Genomic DNA, 21,274 nt, shown 5'->3' with positions numbered 1-21,274 from the left:
ACGCGGTCGGCTTCTTCCTTACGGCCGGCTTCCTCGGCATCATGTACTACTTCATCCCGAAGCGGGTGGAGCGCCCCGTCTATTCGTATCGGCTCTCGATCATCCATTTCTGGAGCCTGATCTTCCTCTACATCTGGGCCGGACCGCATCATCTCCATTACACGGCGCTGCCGGACTGGGCGCAGACGCTCGGCATGACGTTCTCGATCATGCTGTGGATGCCGTCGTGGGGCGGCATGATCAACGGCCTGATGACGCTTTCAGGCGCTTGGGACCGGCTCAGGACGGATCCGGTGGTGCGTCTTCTCGTGGTGTCGGTGGCCTTCTACGGCATGTCGACCTTCGAAGGGCCGCTGATGTCGATCAAGGCCGTCAACTCGCTCTCCCACTATACGGACTGGACCATCGGGCATGTGCATTCCGGTGCGCTGGGCTGGGTCGGCATGGTGTCGTTCGGCGCCATCTACTGCCTGGTGCCGTGGCTCTGGAAGCGCGAGGGGCTCTATTCTCTGCGTCTCGTCGAGTGGCACTTCTGGATCGCGACCATCGGCATCGTGCTCTACATCTCGTCGATGTGGGTGTCGGGCATCATGCAGGGCCTCATGTGGCGCGCCTACGATCACCTCGGCTTCCTCACCTACTCGTTCGTCGAGACGGTCGAGGCGATGCACTGGCCCTACGTGATCCGGGCGACGGGCGGCCTTCTGTTCGTGATCGGCTCGCTGCTGATGGCCTGGAACGTCTGGAAAACCGTGCGCGGTGACCAGCCGGTCGACCTCAAATCCCAGCCGCGTGTCGCGGCCGCGCCCGAGCTACGCCCCGGCGTCATCGCTACTCCCGCTGAGTGACGGAGAACGTAAAATGAAACTATCGCACGCGTTCTTCGAGAAGAACTCGCTGGTGCTCCTGATCGGCATCCTGATCGTCGTTTCGGTCGGCGGCCTGGTGGAGATTGCGCCGCTCTTCTTCCTCGGATCGACCATCGAGAAAGTGCAGGGGATGCGCCCCTATGCGCCTTTGGAGCTCGCGGGACGCAACATCTACATCCGCGAGGGTTGCTACAACTGCCACAGCCAGATGATCCGGTCCCTGCGCGACGAGGTGGAGCGCTACGGGCACTACAGCCTCGCGGCTGAGAGCATGTACGACCATCCGTTTCAATGGGGCTCAAAGCGCACGGGGCCGGATCTGGCTCGTGTCGGCGGCAAGTACTCGGACGCCTGGCACGTAGACCATATGAAGGCTCCGCGCGAGGTGGTGCCGGGCTCGGTGATGCCAGGCTATCCGTTCCTTGCCGCGCGCAAGATCGATGCGGGCAACATCGCTGCAGACATGAGCGCGCTCAAGCTCGCGGGCGTGCCCTACACCGACGATATGATTGCCAACGCGAGCGCGGACTTCGCGGGGCAGGTCAGTCCCGACTCGAAGGCCGGGAAGGCCGTACTCGAACGCTATCCGAAAGCTCAGGTGCGCAAGTTCGACGGCAATCCGGAAGGTCCGGTGACGGAGATGGACGCGCTGATTGCTTATCTGCAGATGCTCGGCACGCTGGTCGACTTCACGACCTTCGATGCGGCCGGCCCCAACCTGCGGTGAGGGACAAACGATGACGTACGAAGCAATTGCCGGATGTGCGCAGATCGTGGCGATGACCATCTTCGGAACGGTGATGGCGGGCGTGCTCGTTTATGCGCTTCGCCCGGGAAACAAGGCACGGTTCGACGCCGCGGCGCGGCTTCCCCTCGTGCACGACGAAGATGAAGATGAGGGAGGCAAGCACAATGGCCGGACATAAGGAGCTCGATGCGGTCACCGGCGTCGAGACGACCGGGCACGTCTGGGACGGCGACCTCAAGGAGCTGAACAAGCCGCTGCCGAAGTGGTGGCTCTACGTGCTCTACGTCACCATCGTCTGGTCGATCGGATACTGGGTCGCCTATCCGGCCTGGCCGCTCGTCGACGGCTATACGCGCGGCATGCTGGGGTACAGCCAGCGTAGCGAGGTGACGAGAGACGTCGCCGCGGCGAAGGATAGCCAGGCGCGCTTCGTGCAGGCCATCGCCACCAGCCCGCCGGCCGAAATCGAAAAGAACGCCGATCTGATGGAGTTCGTCCTCAGGGGCGGTGCGACCCAGTTTGCCAACAACTGCGCACCTTGCCATGGCCGCGGCGCACAGGGCTTCAAGGGCTATCCCAATCTCAACGACGACGACTGGCTGTGGGGCGGCACGATCGACGGCATCGAGAAGACCATCCAGCATGGTGTGCGCTCGGGGCATGCGGAGGCGCATGTCGGCGACATGCCGCGCTTCGGAATCGACCAGGTGCTGACCAGTGCGCAGATCGTCGACGTGGCCTCGTTTGTCCTCTCGCTCTCGGGCGCGCAGGGCGATGCTGCCGCTATCGAGCGTGGAAAAGCGGTGTTTGGCGAACAGTGCGTTGCCTGCCACGGCGCCGAGGGGAAGGGCATGGTGGAGATGGGGGCGCCGAACCTCACGGACGGGATCTGGCTCTATGGCGGCAGCAAGTCTGAGGTCGAGGAAACGATCCGGGGCGGCCGCTCGGGTGTGATGCCGGCCTGGGAGGGCAAGCTCGATCCCGCGACGATCAAGATGCTCGCCATCTATGTGCACGCGTTGGGTGGCGGAAAGTAGCTAGCCGTCGGAGGCGGCCGTGACCCAGATGGAGCCCATCTCGAAGTTCATTCACACCGAGGCCGCGGAGGCCGCGCCGGGTGTGGCGCGGATCGACGTCGAGGCTGTGTCCTCCAAGGGCGCGCGCAGTCTCTACGCGTCGCGGCAAACCATCTATCCGAAGCGCGCGAAGGGCCGTTTCCGCTCCATCAAATGGGCGGTGATGGTGGTGACGCTCGGCATCTACTACCTCCTGCCGTGGATCCGCTGGGATCGCGGCGAGGGGCGTCCGGATCAGGCATTCCTGCTCGATTTCGAGCATCAGCGCCTCTACTTCGGGCCGATAGAAATCTGGCCGCAGGAACTCTACTTCATCACCGGCATCCTGATCGTGTCGGCGCTGGGGCTGTTTCTCGTCACGTCGATCGCCGGGCGCATGTGGTGCGGGTATGCCTGTCCGCAGACGGTGTGGACCGATCTCATGATCGCCGTCGAGCGGTTCTGGCAGGGCGATCGCAACGCGCGCATGCGTCTCGATCAATCGGCGTGGACCTTTGAGAAGATCTGGAAGAAGACAGCGACGCATGTGACGTGGCTCCTGATCGGCATCGCGACCGGTGGCGTGCTTGTGTTCTATTTCCGCGACGCGCCGACGTTGGCTGCCGAGCTGGTGCAGGGCGATGCTCCGCTCGTCGCCTATGTCTTCATGGGTATCTTCGCGTTCACGACCTATCTGCTCGGCGGCATCGCGCGCGAGCAGGTCTGCATCTACATGTGCCCATGGCCGCGCATCCAGGCCGCCATGTTCGATTCCGAGTCGCTGCTCGTCTCCTACCGCGGCTTCCGTGGCGAGCCGCGCGGCCCGCACAAGAAGGGGCAGCCCTGGCTCAACCGAGGCGACTGCGTCGATTGCAAGGCGTGTGTCGCCGTTTGTCCGATGGGGATCGATATCCGCGACGGGGCGCAGCTCGAGTGCATCCAGTGTGCGCTCTGCATCGATGCCTGCGACGACATCATGGACAAGGTCGGGCGTCCTCAGGGGCTGATCGCCTACGAGACTTTCCGCAACATGGACGCGGTAGCGGAGGCCGACCGCAGGCCGGTGCGCGTCGTGCGGCCGCGTACGGTGCTCTATTCCGTTCTGATCACCCTCGTGCTCGGCATCATGGGCTGGGCATGGGTGACGCGCTCGCCGGTCGAGATCAGCGTCATCGAGGACAGGAACCCGCTGTTCGTCAAGCTTTCCGACGGCGGAATCCGGAATGGATATACGATCAAGATTCTCAACAAAGCGCACGAGCCGCTGCGCTTCCGCGTTGGCGTCGAGGGCATCGCGGAAACGGAAACCTCGATCGTCGGGCTCGCGCGCGGCGACGCGGAGATCGCCGTGGATGCCGATGTCGTGCGTGCTCTCAAGGTCTACGTCACCGTGCCCGCGGGCGCAAAGGGTCATCTCGGCGGTGCCTCGACACCGCTCAAATTCGTGGTCACGGACCTCGCGACGGGCGAACACGTGGTCCGCGACACTGCTTTCAGGAGTCCGGGTCCATGAGAACTTCGAGCGCCAATGATCCGAGACCGGGCGGCCTTTCCGGCTGGCATGTGCTCTCAGTCATGCTCGGCTTCTTCGCGGTCATCATCGTCGCGGACGCGACCATGATCTACAAGGCGGTCTCGACCTTCGGCGGCGTGGACAACGCCAACGCCTATCGCGACGGTCTCGCTTACAATGCACGCATCGCGAGCGAGGCGCGCCAGTCCGCGCAGGGGTGGCGCGACAAGGTGGCGATGCTTGCCGATCCGGCGCGTCTCAAGGTTTCGCTCGCGACAGCAAGCGGTCATGCGCCGGACTCCGTGAAGGTGGAGGCAACGCTGGGCCGGCCGGCCACCAACAGCGCGGATGCCGTTCTGCAGCTCGCCGAAGTCCAGCCTGGCCAGTTCGAGGCGCCGGTGGGGCGCGATCTCGCGCCAGGTACCTGGATCGTGACCGTCAGGGTGCTCCCGGCCGACGCGACGACAGCGGAAGGAGAGCCCCTCTATCGGAACCGGAGGCGCCTGTGGGTCGCGCCCTGACCGCAAGCGTTGCTCCGCCGGATACCGATGGCGGGCGCCTCGGTGAGGCGGCTCGCCCGCAGACGGTTTCGCTCGTGGTCGAGAACATGCACTGCGGCGCTTGTATCGTGACCGTCGAGCGGGCGTTGCGACACATGGCGGGGGTCAGGGACGCGCGCGTCAATCTCTCCGCCAAGCGCGCGACCGTCACCTACGATGCGGCGCTCACAGGAACGCAGCCGATGATCGACGCGCTGGATCGGGAAGGCTATCGCGCGGCCGAATCCGTGGAGACGGCGAGCGAGCTCGACAGCCGTCGCGCCGACGATCTCCTGCGCCGCCTCGGGGTCGCTGGCTTTGCGGCGGCGAATGTGATGCTGCTCTCGGTCTCGGTGTGGGCTGGTGCGGTGAGCGACATGGACCAGACGGTGGCGTCGCTGTTCCATTGGCTATCGGCTTTGATTGCCATGCCGGCGATCGCCTATGCGGCGCAGCCGTTCTTCCGTTCTGCGTCGTCTGCTCTCCGAGTGCGGCGCCTCAACATGGACGTTCCGATCTCGCTCGGCATCACGCTGGCAACGGCCATGAGCCTGTTTCAGACCATCCGTGGCAGCCATCAAGTCTATTTAGATGCCGCGATCATGCTGACGTTCTTCCTTCTCATCGGGCGTCTCCTGGACGAGCAGGTGCGCATCAAGGCGCGCGGGGCGGTCGAGAATCTGATCGGCCTCAAATCGCTGACGGCGACGGTGGTGGATGGAGACGGACGCGTGGAGCGCATGCCGGCACGCGCCCTTGTTCCCGGAATGAAAATCCAGGTGGCGGCGGGCGAGCGCATTCCGGTCGACGGACGCGTCGTTTCGGGGACGACCGACATCGACGAGAGTCTGATCACGGGGGAGACCATGCCCCGCTGGGCGGCTGCTGGAGCCGATGTGCATGCCGGCACGCTCAACATGACGCGCGCCATCAAGATCGAGGCGACGGCGACGGACGACAATACGCTGCTCGCCGAGATCGCGCGTCTCATGCAGGCGGCCGAGCAGGGGCGGGGACAGTATGTGCGCCTTGCCGACCGCGCCGCGCGGGTCTATGCGCCGGCCGTGCATGTTCTCGGCGCGGCGACCTTCATCGGCTGGATGATCGCGGGCGCCGGTTGGGAAACGGCGCTCACCACCGCCATCGCCGTGCTGATCATCACCTGCCCGTGTGCGCTGGCGCTTGCGGTGCCGGCCGTGCAGGTCGCTGCAACCAGCCGGTTGTTCGGAAAGGGCGTGATCGTCAAGGCGGCCGACGGTCTCGAGCGCCTTGCCGAGGTCGATACGGTGGTGTTCGACAAGACGGGTACGCTGACGCGCGGCGAGCCCGTGCTCAAGAACGGGGCGGAAATTTCCGACGAAACCCTTGCCGCGGCGGCGTCCCTCGCGGTCGCGAGCCGCCATCCCTATTCGGTGGCCGTCGCCCGGGCGGCGCGTGACCGTGGATTGGCGGTCGTTGCCGCGCCGGGCGTGCTCGAGGTGCCGGGTTCGGGGCTGATCGCACCCCTTGCGGCGGGTGAGCTGAGGCTCGGCTCCGAGGAATGGGTGAGCGGCACGGATCTGCCGTCGCAAGGTCAAGCCGGATCGCTGTGGTTCCTGGATGCGGAAAGTCGGCGGTTTGCGTTGCGTTTCGAGGATGCGGTTCGGCCGGATGCGTCCGATGTCGTTTCCGTCCTGACGGCGGCCGGCTACGAGGTCTGCTTGTTGTCGGGAGATCGTCCCGCGGCTGTTTCCGATGTGGCGGAACGGGCCGGCATCGCGCAATGGTGGGCGGGTGTGAAGCCGGACGGGAAGATCGACGTGATCGCGGATATGAAGGCCCGCGGCAAGAAGGTGTTGATGGTCGGCGATGGGCTCAACGACGCTCCGGCTCTTGCCGCGGCACATGCGTCCCTTTCGCCATCGACCGCTGCCGACATCAGCCAGACCGCGGCCGACGCGGTGTTCCAGGGCGTTCCGCTGGCGCCTGTGCTCGAAACCATGGCCGTGGCGCGAGCATCGCAACGGATGTCGCTTGAAAACTTCGGAATCGCGATCGGCTACAACATCGTCTTTGTGCCGCTGGCGGTCGCCGGACATGTGACGCCGCTGATCGCAGCCTTGGCCATGTCGCTGTCCTCGATAGCGGTGACCGTCAACGCGCTGCGGCTCAGGACGCGTGCGCTCGCTCTTGCGCCGGTGAGGAGGCCCACATGAGCGCACTCATCTGGCTCATTCCGTGCGCGCTGGCTCTCGGCGGATTGGGGCTCGCCGCTTTCCTGTGGGCCCTCAACTCCGGCCAGTTCTCGGATCTCGAAGGAGCGGGCTGGCGCGCGATCCAGGACGACGAGGATGCGGATCGGGCAGAGGGCCCGCGCGGGCGCCCGGATGCACGCTAGGGAATGGGCTCGACCGGCAGCGTCACGTGGCGGAGCGTGGCGTCGGACGGGTCGGTCTCTGTGCGGAAACCCAGATCGCGGCACATGTCGAGCATGGCCGTATTCTCGGCCAGCACCTCGCCGTGAAGCTCGCGCAAGCCTTCCGTGCGCGCGTAATCGATAAGCTGCTGCATGATCAGCCAGCCCAGGCCTTTGCCTTTGAGGTCGGAGCGCACGATGACGGCGAACTCGGCGCGCGCGTAGTCGGGATCGGCTGCGAGACGCGAAGAGCCGAGCAAGTTGCCCGCTTCCGAAAGTGCGACGAAGGCCATTTCTCGCGCATAGTCGATCTGCGTGAGGCGCGCGAGAAAGCGATGGGAGCGGTCCGGCGCGGCGGTGAAAAAGCGCAGGCGCAAATCGTCGGGGTCGATTTCGGAAAAGAAGCGCTCGTAGAGCGTTTCGTCCTCCGGCCGGACGGGGCGAATGGTCACCGTGCCGACCTCAGCGAGGTGCACGTTCTTCAGCCACTGTGCCGGATATGGGCGGATGGACAGCGGCTGGCGCGGTGAGGCCGCGGCGTCGGCAACGCGCATGCGTGCGTCCAGGGCGATGCAACCCTTGTCGTCGGCGAGCAGGGGGTTGATGTCGAGCTCGCGCAGCTCGGGCAAATCCGCAACGAGGCTGCTCGCGCGCACGAGCACGTCGGCGATGGCGTCGAGGTCGGCGCGGGGACGATTGCGATAGCCTTCGAGCAGCCGGTAGATGCGCGTCTGGGCCATCATATCGCGCGCGAGCTTGTGATCGAGCGGCGGCAGGGCGTGCGCCGTATCCTTGATGACCTCGACCGCCGTTCCGCCTGCGCCGAACAGAAGCGTCGGTCCGAAGGTCTGATCCTCGCTCATGCCGACGATCAACTCGTGCGCTTCCGGCCGTTCGATCATCGGCTCGACCGCCCAGCCCTCGATGTGGGCGTGGGGCATCACCTTCGCGACCGTAGCTGCCATCGCGCGCGCCGTCTCGCGGGCTTCGTCCGCGCTCGTGATGCCGAGGCGAACGCCGCCGACGTCGGACTTGTGGGAGATCTCCTCGGAATGGATCTTGACGACGCAGGCTCGGTATCGGGTAAGGATGTTCTTTGCGGTCTCGGCGACGGCGTCGGGATCGGCGCAAATGATCGTCTCGGCGACAGGAATACCGTAGGCGGCGAGCACCGCCTTGGCTTCGGCTTCGGTCAGCATCGATCGCCCTCGCGCCAGAGCGCCGCCGATGACGTTGCGCGCCTTGGCGCGGTCGACATCCGATCCGGAAGGCTGGACCGTCGGCGTGGACATCAGCTCGTCCTGCGAGCGGCGATAGCGGACGAGCTGCATGAAGCCGTCGATGGCCGAAGCGGGGGTCTCGAATGTGGGGATGCGCGCGGTCCTGAACTGGCGACGGCTTTCCGTCGCCGCGCCATCGCCGAGCCAGTTGGTGATCACGGGTTTCGTCCGGCAGCGGCCGGAGGCGCCGGAAATCGCCTTGAGCACGGCTGCGGCGGCGCTCTCGCTCGAGGCCAGCGCCGTCGGGCAGTTGATGACGAGAACCGCGTCCGAGGCCGGATCGGCAAGCAGCGCGCTCATTGCCGCCTCGTAACGATCGGGACCGGCATCGCCGATGATGTCGACGGGATTGCCCTTGGACCAGGTCGGCGGGAGCACGGTATCGAGCGCGGCGACGGTCGCCGGATCGAGTTCTGCGAGCGTGCCGCGGTAGTCCTCCAGCCGATCTGCCGCGAGAACGCCCGCGCCGCCGCCGTTAGTGAGGATGGCGAGGCGCTCGCCTTCGAGGCGCGGCGTGAAGGAGAGTATCTCGGCGGCCTCGAACAGTCCGTCGAGGTCCCCGACGCGGACGAGGCCGGCGCGGCGGAAAGCGGCATCGTAGACGGCGTCCGAGCCTGACAGCGCTCCGGTGTGGGAACGCGCGGCTTTGGCACCGGCCGCGTGGCGGCCCGATTTGAGGACGATCACCGGCTTGGCGCGCGCCGCGCGTCGCGCCGCCGACATGAACTTCGCCGCGTGCGTCACCTGCTCGATGTAGAGCAGGATGGCGCGGGTTTCGGGATCACCGGCGAGATAGTCGAGGGCATCGCCGAGATCGACGTCCGCCATCTCGCCCATGGATGCAACCTTGGAGAAGCCGATGCCGCGAGCGTGCGCCCAATCGATCACAGCCGTCACGAGCGCGCCCGACTGCGAAAGGAATGCGAGATCGCCCTTGAGAGGCATGAGCTGGGCGAAGCTGGCGTTGATGCCCAGTCGCGGGAGAATGAGGCCGACGCAGTTGGGTCCGAGAACGCGCAGGCAGGACGGCCGGGCCGCTTCGAGCATCCGCGTGCGCAGGTCCGCGTCGATGCCGGCGGTGATGACGACGGCGGCCTTGGTGCCGTGCGCCGCCAGCTCCGCAATCACGCCGGGCACGGTCGACGGCGGGGTCGTGATCACGGCGAGATCGGGTGCGCGCGGCAACTTCGAAGCCGAGGCATAGCAAGGTGCCCCGTCGATCGAGGTGTGCCGAGGGTTGACCAACCAAATGTCGCCGGCAAATCCGCCGCTGCGAAGGTTCGACGCCACGATCCGGCCTACGCTGCCTGCCTGCGGACTGGCGCCGACGAGGGCGACAGACGAAGGCGCAAAGAGGGGATCGAGGTTTCGAACCGACATTGAGACCTATCCTTCGAAGCATTCTGGCTCGCGACGTCGCGCCTGCGCGCACGTTCAACGCGGAAGTTTTCTAGCCGGGTTATACGGAATATTTCTTGCGCGATCGGGTCTCGGCGTTGCGGCCGATCAACCTTGCGCCGTTTCGTCGCCGGAGGGGAGGCGGACGCGCTCGCACGCTCTCGTCGTGCAACTCTGGCAGCAGTCGTCGTCGGGCGGCGGCTGGTCAAAGGCGCGCTGTTTCGGCTGGACAACGTCGTGCGTGAGCAGGAGGTCGCATTTTGCGTCGAGAAGGGTGCGCGAAACTCTGAGCAATTGCTCGGCCCCGGGAGCGTAAACGATAACGACGGTCGCCCCGGTTGCAAGGTGATGAACGAGGTTCTGGAATAGTGCTTGCGAACCCGCCGGGTGTGGTTTGCCCACCCGTGCGGCCGAATCGGCTCCCAACACGGCGAAGACCGCCGACGTGCTCAGCGCCTCGGCTACTCTCGATGGCAGGGTTGCGGACGTGTCGAGATAGCGCGTGATCACGTGGCCAAAGCCAAAGGACGCTGCCCTGGCCTTGTCGGTGTCGGAGGTCACCAGCACCTCGCAGGTTGCGGTATCCAGCCGGGACACCGCCGCATATGCCTCCGCCGGTTCCTTGAATATTCCGACGACGTATCGGTTGCGCGTGCCATCCGTCGAAGGGAGCCCCAGCGGAGGCTGGGATGCGGCAGCCACAACCGATCCCGCCGCCGCGCCGGCTGGAAGGGAAGCTCGTGTCTCGGCGCCCTCTGGCAATGTCAAACTTGCCCACCCTCTCGCAATGGTCTCCTCCGGCGGCCGCGGGACGGGCTAACCCGGAGATTTTCCGTTGTGAGCAAAGCCTGCTTGCGTATCCGGCGTATGCCGTGATTGTGAGATTGTGTGACATGATGTGACAGCGGCCCCGGGGGATCGGGCTGCTAGAGAACTCGCGATCCAACGAAGCCTTTCGATGATGGCCGAAAACATTCTGATCGTGGACGACGAGCCCGAGGTGAGGGCGCTCCTGCGTACGGGGCTCGAGGCCGAAGGCTTCGTGGTCGCGGAAGCGGGCAACGGTGCCGAGGCGGAGGCGCAACTCGCGGCGCATCCGATCAGCCTGTTGACGCTGGATCTCAAGCTCGGGGGCGAGGATGGCCTCAAGCTCGCGCGCGATCTCAGGACCAGACGCAATACGCCGATCATCATGATCACGGGCAAGGGCGACGCCATCGATCGTGTCGTCGGTCTCGAGCTGGGGGCGGACGACTATATCGCCAAGCCGTTCCTCATGCGCGAGGTGGTGGCGCGGGTGCGCGCCGTGCTGCGCCGCTATCAGAAAGTCGAGGCGCAGGTTATGTCGCCTGACGCGGCCGTTGCGGACGGGATGCGGTATGTCTTCGATGGCTGGAGCATGGACACGCTCCGCCGGGAGGTGCGCAACCCCGAAGGCGTGATATGCGATCTGACCACGGGCGAGTTCAACCTGCTTGCGACCTTGATCCAGCGGCCAGGCCGCGTCCTGTCGCGGGACGAGCTAATGGATCTGCTCAAGGGGCATGATTGGACGCCCATGGACCGCTCGATCGACGGGCTGGTCGCACGGCTGCGCAAGAAGATCGAGCCGGAGAGCGAGCGTCCGCAACTCATCAAAACGGTACGCGGCGTGGGCTATGTTTTCGCCGGAGCCGTGAAGCGGCTCTAGAAAGCCCTTTGCTCCTAAATGGGAAGCTAGCGCCGCAGTGCGTCGCGCAGGGCGATGGCGAGGTCCGCCCGCTTGTACGGTTTACGCAGGATCGCCATCTCCGCTGTCTCGGGCTTTGCCTCCTCGGCCGCGTAGCCCGTGGTGAGCAGAACTTTAACGCGCGGCGCATGCTCGGCGACCCAGCGGGCGACGTCGTAACCCGATACGCCGCCTGCCATGACGATGTCGCTCAGCACGACCTGAACGTCGGCGCCCTGCTCCAGCATGCGGATGGCTGCTGCCCCGCTCTCGGCTTCGAGCGCGACATAACCCAATCCCTCGACGCGCTGCATGGTCAGCTCGCGCACCTCGGGATTGTCCTCGACGACGAGCACCGCTTCGCTGTTCTCGGAGAGGGGTACAGGCTCGGCCGGTCCGGTGTTCTCTGCGGAAGCCTCGGTTGCGCGCGGCAGATAGATGTTGACTGTCGTGCCCTGCCCAGCGGTGCTGGCGATCGTCGCGTGCCCGCCGGACTGCTCCGCGAATCCATACACCGTGCTGAGGCCAAGGCCGGTGCCGCGTCCGGTTTCCTTGGTGGTGAAGAAGGGTTCGAATGCGCGCTCAAGCACGTCCGGTGGCATGCCGTGACCGGTGTCGCTGACGGAGATCAATACGAATTCCCCGCCTCCGGCGATGCCGGCGTCCTCAGCGGATACATTGCGGCTCTCGATGACCAGGTCACCGCCGCTCGGCATGGCGTCGCGCGCGTTGATGGCGAGGTTCAGAATCGCATTTTCGAGCTCGCTCGCATCGGCGCGCGTGCGCCATAGATTTCCTGCGAGCACGGTCGTCAGAGCGACGGGCTCTCCGAGCGAGCGCTGCAGGATTTCGGTCAGGTTGAGGATCATCTCGTTGACGTCGAGGATCTGCGGCGTGAGCCGGCGGCGGCGCGCGAACGTCAGGAGGCGTTTGGTCAGTGCCGCACCCATGTCGGCGGCGTCGGCGGCCCGTTTCAGCAGCGCGGTCTGTTTGGTTTCGTCCAGCTCGTTGCCGAGCAGCTCCAGGTTGCCGGTGATGATCGTCAGAAGATTGTTGAAATCGTGTGCGACGCCGCCGGTCAACTGGCCGAATGCTTCCATGCGCTGGGCTTGGATCAGCGCTGCGTGCGCTTCCTCACGGCGCTTGATCTCGGCTTCGAGCGCGCGCGTGCGATCCGCAACACGGGCTTCGAGCTGGCTGTTGGCGGCGGCCAGCGCGGCCTCTGCCGCTTTTCTGTCCGTCACGTCGCGGAGCACGACCATGTAGGCTTTGCGGCCGGAGATCACCTGCTTGGCGATTGAGGCTTCGGCCGGAAACTCCGAGCCGTCCTTGCGGCGCGCGAAGATCGCCTGACGCTCTCCCATCTTGCGCGCTGCGACGGGTGAAGTGGAAAAGTCGGCGACGTGGTGCCTGTGGTTGGATCGCATGCGCTCCGGGATCAGCAGATCCAGCGGCTGGCCGACGATCTCGTCCGGCGCATAGCCGAAAATGGCAGCCGCGCCGTCATTGAACAGCGTGATGTGCAGCTTCTCGTCGAGGGAGATGATTGCGTCCGCCGCGATGGCCAGAATGGCCGAAATCTGAGACTGGGCCAGTGCGGCGCTGCTTGCCGCTGCGTCGTCAGTTGGCGGTACGTCATCAGCCATGGCAAATCCGGATCAACGTCGTGTTGTCCGAGCCTTAGATCAATCGAAAACGGGGGACAAGGAACTTTGCGCCGCGTTTGAAAGGACGTGCACGTTGTGATGGATCGAAGCGGCGCGGCGATCTGTGTCCGTTGCAGCTCGTGATGGTCCCTCACTGTGCGAGGAGGCTGCGCAGGTAGGCTACGACCCCATCGATCTCCTCCGGCGCGAGAACGAATTCTGGCATGTCGGGATGCCCCGACATGATGCCTTCGGCCAGCGACTCGGCCAGGTCCTCCGGCGGATAGCGCTTGACGATGTCGCGGAAGGGCGGGGCATCGGAGCGCGGGCTCTTGCCCTCGGGGCCTATTGCATGGCAGCGGGCGCAGCGCGTCTCGAGTGCGTGGCGGCCTTTGTCATCCAAGGTCGGCTCGGCCAGGGCGGCACTGCAGCAGGTTGTCACTGCGAATAACGCGGCCAAGGTGGACAATGCGTTCGTGCCCGTCATTTCTTGGCCACTCGCAGGCTCATGATGTAGGCGATGAGGTTGTCGCGCGCCTCCGCCGGAATGATGAAGTCGGGCATGGTCGGGTGCGACGTCTGCAGCCACACGGCGAGTGCGCGTTCGGTGATGCCCGGGGTGTTGGCCACGACCGAGAAGTCGGGGGCGTCAACGTTGGGTGAGAAGTCCTCGCGCGCGGCTTCGACGCCGTGGCATTCGCCGCAATGGGCTCGCGCGTATTCGCGGCCGGCGTCGACGTTGCCGAGTTGCTCGGCCGCTGCGGTGTGCGCCATGAGTTGCATCGTGAGCGCGACCGCGATCAGTATCGTTCGCATGAATCGGTTCTCCAGTATCCGTTAACGATGCTATCGCCGGGATCAGGACCCGATCTTGATCTGGGTCAACGTTGCGTTCGCGCTAGGGGCGCAGATGGCTTCGTTCCGGCCCTGGGGCAGCCAGACCGTCAGAAACCCAAGGATCGCGATTGCGAGGCCGGCGGTGACGCGCAATGCCCGACGCCGCGCCGCGGCAACGAGGGTGCGAATTCCCACTGTCGTGGCGAGCAAACCGGGCAACGTACCGAGGCCGAACGCCGCCATGACGGTGCCGCCGCCGAGCGCCGATCCGCTCAGCATGGCCGTGAAAAGTGCCCCGTAGACCATGGCGCACGGCATCAAACCCCAAGTGAGGCCTCCGGCGAGAGCGGTCGCGCCGCGGCCCGGCAGGGGAGACGCGAGGCGCGCGAGACGGTTGGCCATCGGGGCCATCACGCGATCCATGGCGGATATCGGTGGAAGGAGCCCCGCGGTCGAGAGCCCGATCCACATCAACGCCGCGGCGCCCGCCCATTGTATGAAGCGGAATGCGATTTCCCGGTCGAGCCAGCCGATGGCCGGTGCACCAAGCGCGCCGACGAGAGTGCCTGCGAGAACATACGAGACGATGCGGCCGGCATGGGTCAGTGCGGCGAGGCGAATCCCCTCTGCGGCATTGCGCGGCGCGCCGAGGTGGAGCAAGCCGGCAGCGATGCTGCCACACATGCCGGCGCAGTGGAGGGTGCTCGCAAGACCGAGGGCGAAACCGCCAGCGAGCGTGAGGGCTAGCGATTGCACGGCCTCATCCTTGCTTTGCCGGACGCGTCGCGCATCCGATCACGGCAGGGATCATGACGGCGAGCAGCGCGCCGAGGCCGAGCGTCTCCAGGCTCGGGACGAAAGGATGCGCGAAAAGCCCCGATCCCCAGGCACAGAGGGCGATGAACGCCGGGATTGCGATGGTGTAAAGCATCCAAGCGGGCCGTCCGGCCTCGCGGAGGCGCTTGGCAGAAAGTGCCACGAAGGCGAAGAGGACGAGCGACATCCACAGGAAGGCCGCCATGGTCGGGATGTCGGGATTGGCGTAGGCGCTTTCGTCGAAGCTGTTGTCATTGAAAAGGGCGATGCCGCCAAAGGCGGCGAGGGCCAGAACCAGCGTTCCCAGCAGCCATTCCCGGCGGTTCGCCCGATCGGAAAAGGAGAAGAACAGGTCGATGACGTAGCCGCTCACGTTGGCGCTCCGATGCTTTTGCCCCATAGCCTTAGACACGAACCGAGGGGTGCGGTTTGACCGGCGTCAAGGTTCGGCGCTTGCCGGCGTGCAAATGTCGGTCATCGCCTGGATTGTCTGGAGGCATTATGCGCACGGTGCTCTTCGCGGCCGCGTTTTCGACTGTTGTCGTCGTGGGTGGGCTGGCCGCCGTGGCGGCGGACGACCCGCTCGGGCCCAATGAAGGGCCATGGCGGATCGTGCTCAAGGAGCAGCTCAAGGCGGAGAAGGACTGTGCGCTCAACGAGGTGCTGACCTACCAGGAAATTCCGCTGGGCGAGGACACGGGCGTGGACGGGCGCATTTCCTGTTTCGACGGTCGCGAATTCACGTTCACGCGCAAGGGCGCGCATCAGAAATTTTCACTCGAGGTTTGCGCTCCGAGCGTGTGCTAGCGCTATTCCCAAACATCCAGGATCAGGTTGACCGGGAAAGCGGGCGTGGTTCGCGCCGCGGCCCATCGGTCGAATCTGTCGCAATCGTGCGGCTCGAGCTCGGCCGGAAGCAGATGCTCCAGCGTACTCTCCGCGCTCGCGTGGCGGCGCCGCAGAGTCAGCGTTTCCTCGATGCTCACCATGACGGCGGTGCCCGCGATCTGCCTGCCCCCGGCCAGGGTTCCCAGGATGGCGGCCGTTTCGCGATTGCGCTTGCCGATCTCCACGTGCTCGCGGCGGAGGTGTTCGAGCAGGGTGCGCAGCTCGGCTGCCGGCGTGCCGTTTGCGGCCATAATCTCAAACAGGACGTCTTCCTGGAAGCTCGCGTGCTCTTCCCAGCTCGGCTCCAGCACGGCGCACAGAACCCGCACGAGATGCGACCCGACCCGGGACGGCACTCCGGCGGCGAGACTTTCCAGCGCGAGGTCGATCTCGCCCTGCAGCAGGCGATCCGCGGCGTGCCTCTGCTCCAGCGCGAGGCGGGTGGATGTGGCTTTTCGAGATCGCATGTCAGCCTTCCAAGATCGGACGGCCGAACATAACGTCGCAGGCTAAGGAGCCCCTTGATTGAGATCATAGGGCGAGCGTGGGCGTCGGATTAGAGGCCCTGTTACAAACTCTCACAATTCGTTACGCGCTCTGCATACGGTTGGTTCGCAACGCACCTTTAATCCCAGCATCGCACCAGCGGCAATCCGCACGATCTAGCGGCCGAGGAGAGACGATGCTCGCGATCAACACGTCTGAGACAAGCCCCTACATGCAGTCGTTCCGCCAGGAGTCCCGAGGGGGGCGGGCGCTCGATGACCGCCTGCAACAGGCATCGGAACGCAGGCTCGAGGCCAAGGAGCACGTGTTCTGCGAGGGCGATCAGCGGACGCATGTGTACCGGGTCGAGGATGGCGTCATCGCCATCTACAAGACGCTCTTCGACGGCCGGCGGCGGATCATCGATTTTGCCTATCCGGGCGACTATATCGGGCTTGGTGTGCTCGGCGAACACATTATGAGCGCGCAGGCGACGTGTGCGTCGAAGGTGCGCTGCTTCTCGGCGTCGGCCCTCGAGAGCCTTGCAGAAACCGACGCGTCGCTGGCGCTCAAACTCTATAAGTCCGTGTGCCAGGACCTGGTGGCGGCACGGAGCCTTCTCGTCACCGTCGGGCAGCGTAGCGCTATCGAGCGTGTTGCTGCGTTCCTGCTCGCACTGCATCGCCGCGGCGGTGAAGGTTCGAAGGGCGTGGTCAAGCTCGCCATGCGGCGCAGCGACATCGCCGATCTTCTGGGTCTTACCATCGAGACGGTCAGCCGTACGCTGACCAAGCTGCGGGAGATGCAGGTCATCGATGTCGAACAGGGAGGAACGACGGTGAAGCTTCGGGACGTTCCGCGGCTTGCCGACCTCGCCAACGAGTAACGATCGAGATCGCGGCAGGCTCTCTCGCCGCGTTGGACTGGCCGGCTCCAAGCCCGCAAACGTGCTGCCCTCGCCGAAGGGCGGCTATGGCGGGTGGGGCCGGTCTCTCTTTTTTGTACACTGCTCCCGTCAAGCCGGAACGAAAGCGCCGTGCGGCACGAGGCCGGGCGTGACGTAGGCGTGGTGCAGCGCGTCGAGTTGCGCCCAGAGCGTATTGCACTTGAAACGGACGGCGGCTACGCAGGCTTCCTGCTCGGCGCGGGTGCGCGCATTCTTCTTGACAAATTCCAGGGCGAAGTCGGCGTCGCGCGGCGCTTGCGTCAGACGCCGCTTGAAGTATGCCAACACGGTATCATCGATAAAGTCGTAGTTTTCGAGCATGCCGGCGATGCGCTCACGATGGATGGACGGGGCAAACAGCTCGGTCAGCGACGAGGCGACGGCCACGACGAGGGGCTGCTCGACCACGAAGCGGACGTAAGCCTCGACGGCGAAACGGGTCGCGGGCAGGGCGCGGGCCATGCTCGTCACGTCGTCGCGATCGAGCCCGAGGCCGTCTGTCAACACCAGCCAGCGCTCGATGCCGCCGGGCTCCTCGCCGAGGCCATCGTGGTCATGAATACGATGGATCCATTCGCGGCGCAGCTCGCGGTCGTGGACGCGGCTCATCAGTGCGGCGTCCTTGCGTGGCACTCCGGCCTGATAGCAGTAGCGATTGAGCGCCCAGGCCTGGACCTGTCCCTTGGTCAGCTTGCCGCCGTGCAAGAGCTTATGAAAGGGGTGCTTGTCGTGATAGCGCTCGGCTCCGACGGCACGGATCGCCGCTTCGAAGTCGGCTTCGCTCAACGGCGGCTCGGTGGCGAATTTCAGCGGTGCAAGCTCGGTCATGGGTGTGTCTCCGGATATGAGGAGCACACCCTGCGAGTGGTGCGTGGGGCCGCGTTTGATTGCCGTCAACGCGTGGGCATCACATCATGGTGACCGCGTTTCTTCATTGGGAGGTAGCGCAGGGCAAGGCGGGGGTGCAGTAGCGGACGACCGCGAATTCCGGCATGGCGGGCGGCATGAAGTGCCGAGGCGTCTGTTGATTGCCGGTTCGTTCTATTACCTGATCGGCCACAAACCGCCCGAGCTCCTCGAACTGGAGCACAGCGGGATTTCGACGGTTTGCCTTGCCCGACAGGCCGAGCAAGACCGCTTCTGTGAAATAGCCGTGAGGCGGAGATTCGCGTGCGTCCTGCTGGGGGCCGGTCGATGAATAGACCGCGAGGTTCCTCGAGACCATGTAGTTCGTGACGCCGTAATCGAATACGTGGGAAGAACGACACGCGTCCAAAAACACGATTTTTCGCCCATTGCCGGCGTCGAGAGCGCTCTGGAACGTGCTCCACGGCACGGTGCTCGCCTCCGTATAGCCGTTGGCGTCCTTGTTGGCGTCGAGAGGAAGAAAGACGAATCCGGGAGCGTGAGCGGTGCGATTGGTGCCGTGGCCGGCGAGGAACAAGACAATCGTGTCATTTGGCCCAGCTTGACTGAAAGCGCCAAGCGCCTTGACGATGTTGTCGTGCGTCGGTTCGCGGACATCGAAGCGTCTGACATCGAGCTTGTCGAGGCGAGGATTGTCCACGAGCACGATGGGGTGGACGCTCTTGTGATTGTTTCTGAGCAGGCCTTCCATGGCGAGCGCAAACTCTGTGGCATCGTCTCGTGCAAACTGGAGAGCGCGGGTCGGCGGCTTGTACCCGTTCACACCGATCGCCACGATGTAAGCCTTTTCGCGGAAGTCGAGAGGGCCGGTGCTGGCATCGAGGATCACGGGGACGCGCCAATCGCGCTGAGGGCGAGTCTTGGTGATCGGAATAATGATGACGTTGTTGTAGCCGGCGAACAGAGGAACCTCGAGCGTCGCACGCCGACGTGCTGCGTCGGTTGCATCCGCTGTCGGTATGTCGACGACCTGATTTCCGTTCACCCAGACCTCGAACCTCTCGATGTCCGCGGTGTTGTCCAGCAGATCTAGGACAACATTCACGCGCCCGTTTTTCGTCCGCACGGGCGCGTTTGGGTCGAAAGGGCTTCGAGGTTCCCTTACGCGAAGGTCTGGAGGGCTGCGACTTCGGAGGTCCTCCAGTGAGAAGTCGGGGAGGCTTCCGGCGGCGCGGAACTCGGAGACAGCGGCCTCCGAACTGGCGAGCACGATTGCGCGCGCCACCAGCTCGCGATTGTGAAAGAAGGTCCGCACTTCGCCGGCGGTGACGAAGTCGGCGCTCTTGTCCGGTCCGCGGTCGATATGCCAGCCGATCAGATTCTCGCCGGCCGGTGCGGCGCCGAAATAACCCTGCGGGGTCCACATGATCCAGCGGTCGTCGTCCGGCAGGTGAAGAAGAGAGACGATCAACTCGCCGGTCTTGCTGTTCCAGAGGCGGACCGTCTGGTCGATGCTGCCGGAGGCGATGAAGCGGCCGTCGGGAGAGACGGCAACGGCGGGAACGTCGCCGTCATGGCCGTCGAGCTTCTTTATCTGTTTGCCGTCGAGCGTCAGCGTTTCGAGCATGTTATTGCGGCCGCCGGAGACGATCCAGGACCCCGACGGATCGAAGGAGAAGCTGTAGTACTCGGTGCCGTTCTTGTTGCTGCGCTTCGAGATCTCGGTCGACTCGCCGTTACGCTCGACGAGCAAGCGAGACAGGTTGTCCCTGGTGGTCGCCTGCTTCTCGCTGCGCAGAGAGCCGGTCGGGGTGCGCAGGAGCGCGCGTGTCTCGATGGGCGTGATGCCTGTTCCCTTCTCGTCCAGCCATGGGGCCTGCTTGAGCGGGAACGGGTCGCCGAGGGTCGGCAGCCGTTCGTCCGGCAGGCGGATGGCGTGGCTCAAGGGTCCCATGACATCGGGGCAGGCTTGAGTGCCGACGCAAGGGTCGCTGTATCCCCAGGCGAGATAGGTGCCGGCTGCCTTGGCGTTGTCCGGCGTTTGCAGGAAGCCGACGCTCCAGACCGTGCGTCCGCCGCCCTGCAGCAACCGCGAGGCCTTGATCGGTGCCTTCTTCTGCTCGGCTTCGGTCAGCGACCAGAGATGAATGGCATTGGCGTTGCCGCCGACGGAGGCGATTTGCGTCCCGTCCGGCGAGACGGCGACGCCCTGCACGACGTTGTCATGGCCTTCGTAGGCTGCCGTCTGGGTCTTGCTCGCGACGTCCCAGACCGTGACGACATAGGGCTCTTTGCCGGAGGCGACGGCCAAGCGGGTGGCGCTGGGTCCCGCGCCGAATGCAAGATCGGCCACCCTGCGCCAGGTCGGGATCGTCCATTGTAGCTCGTCGACGGCCGGCCACGCGCGTATGCGAACGATGCCATCGTCGCCCGCCGTTGCAATACGTGTTCCGTCACCCGATACGGCGAGCGCCGTCTCTGGCTTCTCCGACTTCACGAAGCGTTCGAGGGTGAGCGGGGCGCGCTTGAACACGCGTAGTCCGTCATAGGCGGTGGCGACGAGATGATCCGGATCAGGGAACGCCAGCCGCCAGATGGCTTTGCTCGTCCCTTCGATGGCGTTGTCGATGTGGGCGACCTCGCGGCGCGTGGTCATACTCCAGATCTTCACGGCCCCCTTGTCGTCGCCCGACGCCAGCCATTGACCGTCCTTGGACATGGTCAGGCTCCTCACCCAGCCCGTGTGGCCCGTGAGACGGCCGATCTGGTCGCCGCTGGTGAGATCGATCAGCCTGATATCTCCACGGTCGGCGACGGTCGGCCCCAGAGCGCCACCGACAGCGGCGAGCGCGCCATCGGGAGACACTGCCAGCGCGAACAGCTTGCCGACGTTGCCCTCTCCGCGCATGCCGCGGACGACGCGCTGCTCTCCTGTCTCCGTGGACCAGATCCGCATCGTCCTGTCGGAGGAGACCGAGACAATCGATTGGCCGGTGGGCGTGAAGGCATGTGCCCAGATCAAGGCGCGGTGCCCGCCCGGGTCGGTGTCCGGCACAGGCTTGGCGTCGGCTGCCGGCGCGGCCGGCGGCGAGTCGCCCCCGCCAGCGGTCGCCGGCGAGATTGAACACAGCATGAGCACGACGGCGCACGCCACCGCGCAAACTGTGGACCAGCCTAACCGGTATCTGTTCTGAGCTACGACCATTCGGTCACCGATGACGCATACACCTGAGAATTCGGCGCCGACCTTCATCCGCCAACGCTTCGTGGCTCGTGCTCCGAG

The 21,274-nt window shown here is 65.1% G+C and carries 21 protein-coding genes; 11 read left to right on the top strand and 10 right to left on the bottom strand.

What is annotated here, in order from left to right; translation table 11 throughout:
* The 8 genes from QZV93_RS06055 to ccoS all read left to right on the top strand — a co-directional run.
* A partial coding sequence (locus QZV93_RS06055) for a cbb3-type cytochrome c oxidase subunit I (protein ID WP_295556816.1) occupies nucleotides 1–848 on the top strand: 848 nt, incomplete at its 5' end.
* Between the two features lie 13 nt (nucleotides 849–861).
* Nucleotides 862–1,596: a cytochrome-c oxidase, cbb3-type subunit II gene (ccoO, locus tag QZV93_RS06050; protein WP_295556815.1), complete on the top strand. Its 735-nt coding sequence runs from the start codon at nucleotides 862–864 to the stop codon at nucleotides 1,594–1,596.
* 10 nt (nucleotides 1,597–1,606) lie between these two features.
* The gene (locus tag QZV93_RS06045) at nucleotides 1,607–1,795 is read left to right on the top strand and encodes a cbb3-type cytochrome c oxidase subunit 3 (protein ID WP_295556813.1); all 189 of its coding nucleotides are present in this window, start codon (nucleotides 1,607–1,609) and stop codon (nucleotides 1,793–1,795) included.
* Complete coding sequence (gene ccoP, locus QZV93_RS06040) at nucleotides 1,782–2,654, top strand: cytochrome-c oxidase, cbb3-type subunit III (RefSeq protein WP_295556812.1); 873 nt, start codon at nucleotides 1,782–1,784, stop codon at nucleotides 2,652–2,654. The genes QZV93_RS06045 and ccoP overlap by 14 nt, the downstream gene beginning before the upstream one ends.
* Nucleotides 2,655–2,682: 28 nt before the next feature.
* Nucleotides 2,683–4,185: a cytochrome c oxidase accessory protein CcoG gene (gene ccoG, locus QZV93_RS06035; protein ID WP_295556827.1), complete on the top strand. Its 1,503-nt coding sequence runs from the start codon at nucleotides 2,683–2,685 to the stop codon at nucleotides 4,183–4,185.
* Nucleotides 4,182–4,706 carry a FixH family protein gene (locus QZV93_RS06030; protein WP_295556810.1) on the top strand — a complete coding sequence of 175 codons (525 nt, stop codon included), beginning with the start codon at nucleotides 4,182–4,184 and terminating at the stop codon, nucleotides 4,704–4,706. Before ccoG ends, QZV93_RS06030 begins: the two co-directional genes overlap by 4 nt.
* A complete protein-coding gene (locus QZV93_RS06025; RefSeq protein WP_295556808.1) occupies nucleotides 4,691–6,919 on the top strand; it encodes a heavy metal translocating P-type ATPase in 2,229 nt (742 codons plus the stop codon). Before QZV93_RS06030 ends, QZV93_RS06025 begins: the two co-directional genes overlap by 16 nt.
* Nucleotides 6,916–7,101 carry a cbb3-type cytochrome oxidase assembly protein CcoS gene (gene ccoS / locus QZV93_RS06020; protein ID WP_295556807.1) on the top strand — a complete coding sequence of 62 codons (186 nt, stop codon included), beginning with the start codon at nucleotides 6,916–6,918 and terminating at the stop codon, nucleotides 7,099–7,101. The genes QZV93_RS06025 and ccoS overlap by 4 nt, the downstream gene beginning before the upstream one ends.
* On the opposite strand, the gene QZV93_RS06015 is transcribed toward ccoS, so the two are convergent.
* Entirely contained in the window at nucleotides 7,098–9,779 is a 2,682-nt protein-coding gene (locus QZV93_RS06015) for a bifunctional acetate--CoA ligase family protein/GNAT family N-acetyltransferase (RefSeq protein ID WP_295556806.1), read from the bottom strand. The two genes, ccoS and QZV93_RS06015, sit on opposite strands and share 4 nt — an antisense overlap.
* Before the next feature lie 126 nt (nucleotides 9,780–9,905).
* Nucleotides 9,906–10,394 (bottom strand): hypothetical protein, encoded by a 489-nt coding sequence (locus tag QZV93_RS06010; protein ID WP_295556804.1) that lies wholly within the window; start codon nucleotides 10,392–10,394, stop codon nucleotides 9,906–9,908.
* Nucleotides 10,395–10,755: 361 nt separating this feature from the next.
* On the opposite strand from QZV93_RS06010, the gene QZV93_RS06005 reads away from it, so the two are divergent.
* Entirely contained in the window at nucleotides 10,756–11,487 is a 732-nt protein-coding gene (locus QZV93_RS06005) for a response regulator transcription factor (RefSeq protein WP_363156650.1), read from the top strand.
* 26 nt (nucleotides 11,488–11,513) lie between these two features.
* Here QZV93_RS06005 and QZV93_RS06000 read toward each other — a convergent pair whose 3' ends face one another.
* From QZV93_RS06000 to QZV93_RS05980, 5 genes are all read right to left on the bottom strand, one after another.
* Nucleotides 11,514–13,151 carry an ATP-binding protein gene (locus QZV93_RS06000; RefSeq protein WP_295556803.1) on the bottom strand — a complete coding sequence of 546 codons (1,638 nt, stop codon included), beginning with the start codon at nucleotides 13,149–13,151 and terminating at the stop codon, nucleotides 11,514–11,516.
* A gap of 151 nt (nucleotides 13,152–13,302) precedes the next feature.
* Complete coding sequence (locus tag QZV93_RS05995) at nucleotides 13,303–13,638, bottom strand: cytochrome c (RefSeq protein ID WP_295556801.1); 336 nt, start codon at nucleotides 13,636–13,638, stop codon at nucleotides 13,303–13,305.
* Nucleotides 13,635–13,967 carry a cytochrome c gene (locus QZV93_RS05990; protein ID WP_295556800.1) on the bottom strand — a complete coding sequence of 111 codons (333 nt, stop codon included), beginning with the start codon at nucleotides 13,965–13,967 and terminating at the stop codon, nucleotides 13,635–13,637. The genes QZV93_RS05995 and QZV93_RS05990 overlap by 4 nt, the downstream gene beginning before the upstream one ends.
* Nucleotides 13,968–14,009: 42 nt before the next feature.
* The gene (locus QZV93_RS05985) at nucleotides 14,010–14,744 is read right to left on the bottom strand and encodes a sulfite exporter TauE/SafE family protein (protein ID WP_295556798.1); all 735 of its coding nucleotides are present in this window, start codon (nucleotides 14,742–14,744) and stop codon (nucleotides 14,010–14,012) included.
* A gap of 4 nt (nucleotides 14,745–14,748) precedes the next feature.
* On the bottom strand, nucleotides 14,749–15,177 hold the full coding sequence (locus QZV93_RS05980; RefSeq protein ID WP_295556796.1) for a DUF805 domain-containing protein: 429 nt from the start codon (nucleotides 15,175–15,177) through the stop codon (nucleotides 14,749–14,751).
* Nucleotides 15,178–15,305: 128 nt separating this feature from the next.
* Between QZV93_RS05980 and QZV93_RS05975 the strand changes: the two genes are divergently transcribed.
* Complete coding sequence (locus QZV93_RS05975) at nucleotides 15,306–15,611, top strand: hypothetical protein (RefSeq protein ID WP_295556795.1); 306 nt, start codon at nucleotides 15,306–15,308, stop codon at nucleotides 15,609–15,611.
* 2 nt (nucleotides 15,612–15,613) lie between these two features.
* On the opposite strand, the gene QZV93_RS05970 is transcribed toward QZV93_RS05975, so the two are convergent.
* On the bottom strand, nucleotides 15,614–16,159 hold the full coding sequence (locus QZV93_RS05970) for a hypothetical protein (protein WP_295556793.1): 546 nt from the start codon (nucleotides 16,157–16,159) through the stop codon (nucleotides 15,614–15,616).
* A gap of 215 nt (nucleotides 16,160–16,374) precedes the next feature.
* Here QZV93_RS05970 and QZV93_RS05965 point away from each other — a divergent pair, with 215 nt between their 5' ends.
* Nucleotides 16,375–17,064, top strand: a complete 690-nt coding sequence (locus tag QZV93_RS05965; RefSeq protein WP_295556791.1) for a helix-turn-helix domain-containing protein — start codon at nucleotides 16,375–16,377, stop codon at nucleotides 17,062–17,064.
* A gap of 129 nt (nucleotides 17,065–17,193) precedes the next feature.
* Here QZV93_RS05965 and pqqC read toward each other — a convergent pair whose 3' ends face one another.
* Complete coding sequence (gene pqqC / locus QZV93_RS05960; RefSeq protein WP_295556790.1) at nucleotides 17,194–17,952, bottom strand: pyrroloquinoline-quinone synthase PqqC; 759 nt, start codon at nucleotides 17,950–17,952, stop codon at nucleotides 17,194–17,196.
* Between the two features lie 103 nt (nucleotides 17,953–18,055).
* A complete protein-coding gene (locus QZV93_RS05955) occupies nucleotides 18,056–21,124 on the bottom strand; it encodes a caspase family protein (RefSeq protein ID WP_295556788.1) in 3,069 nt (1,022 codons plus the stop codon).
* Nucleotides 21,125–21,274: the final 150 nt, after the last annotated feature.

It is taken from the genome of uncultured Hyphomicrobium sp. (genome assembly GCF_902826555.1).
Taxonomy (GTDB): Bacteria; Pseudomonadota; Alphaproteobacteria; order Rhizobiales; family Hyphomicrobiaceae; genus Hyphomicrobium_C.
This window is presented reverse-complemented; position numbering and strand designations above follow the sequence as displayed.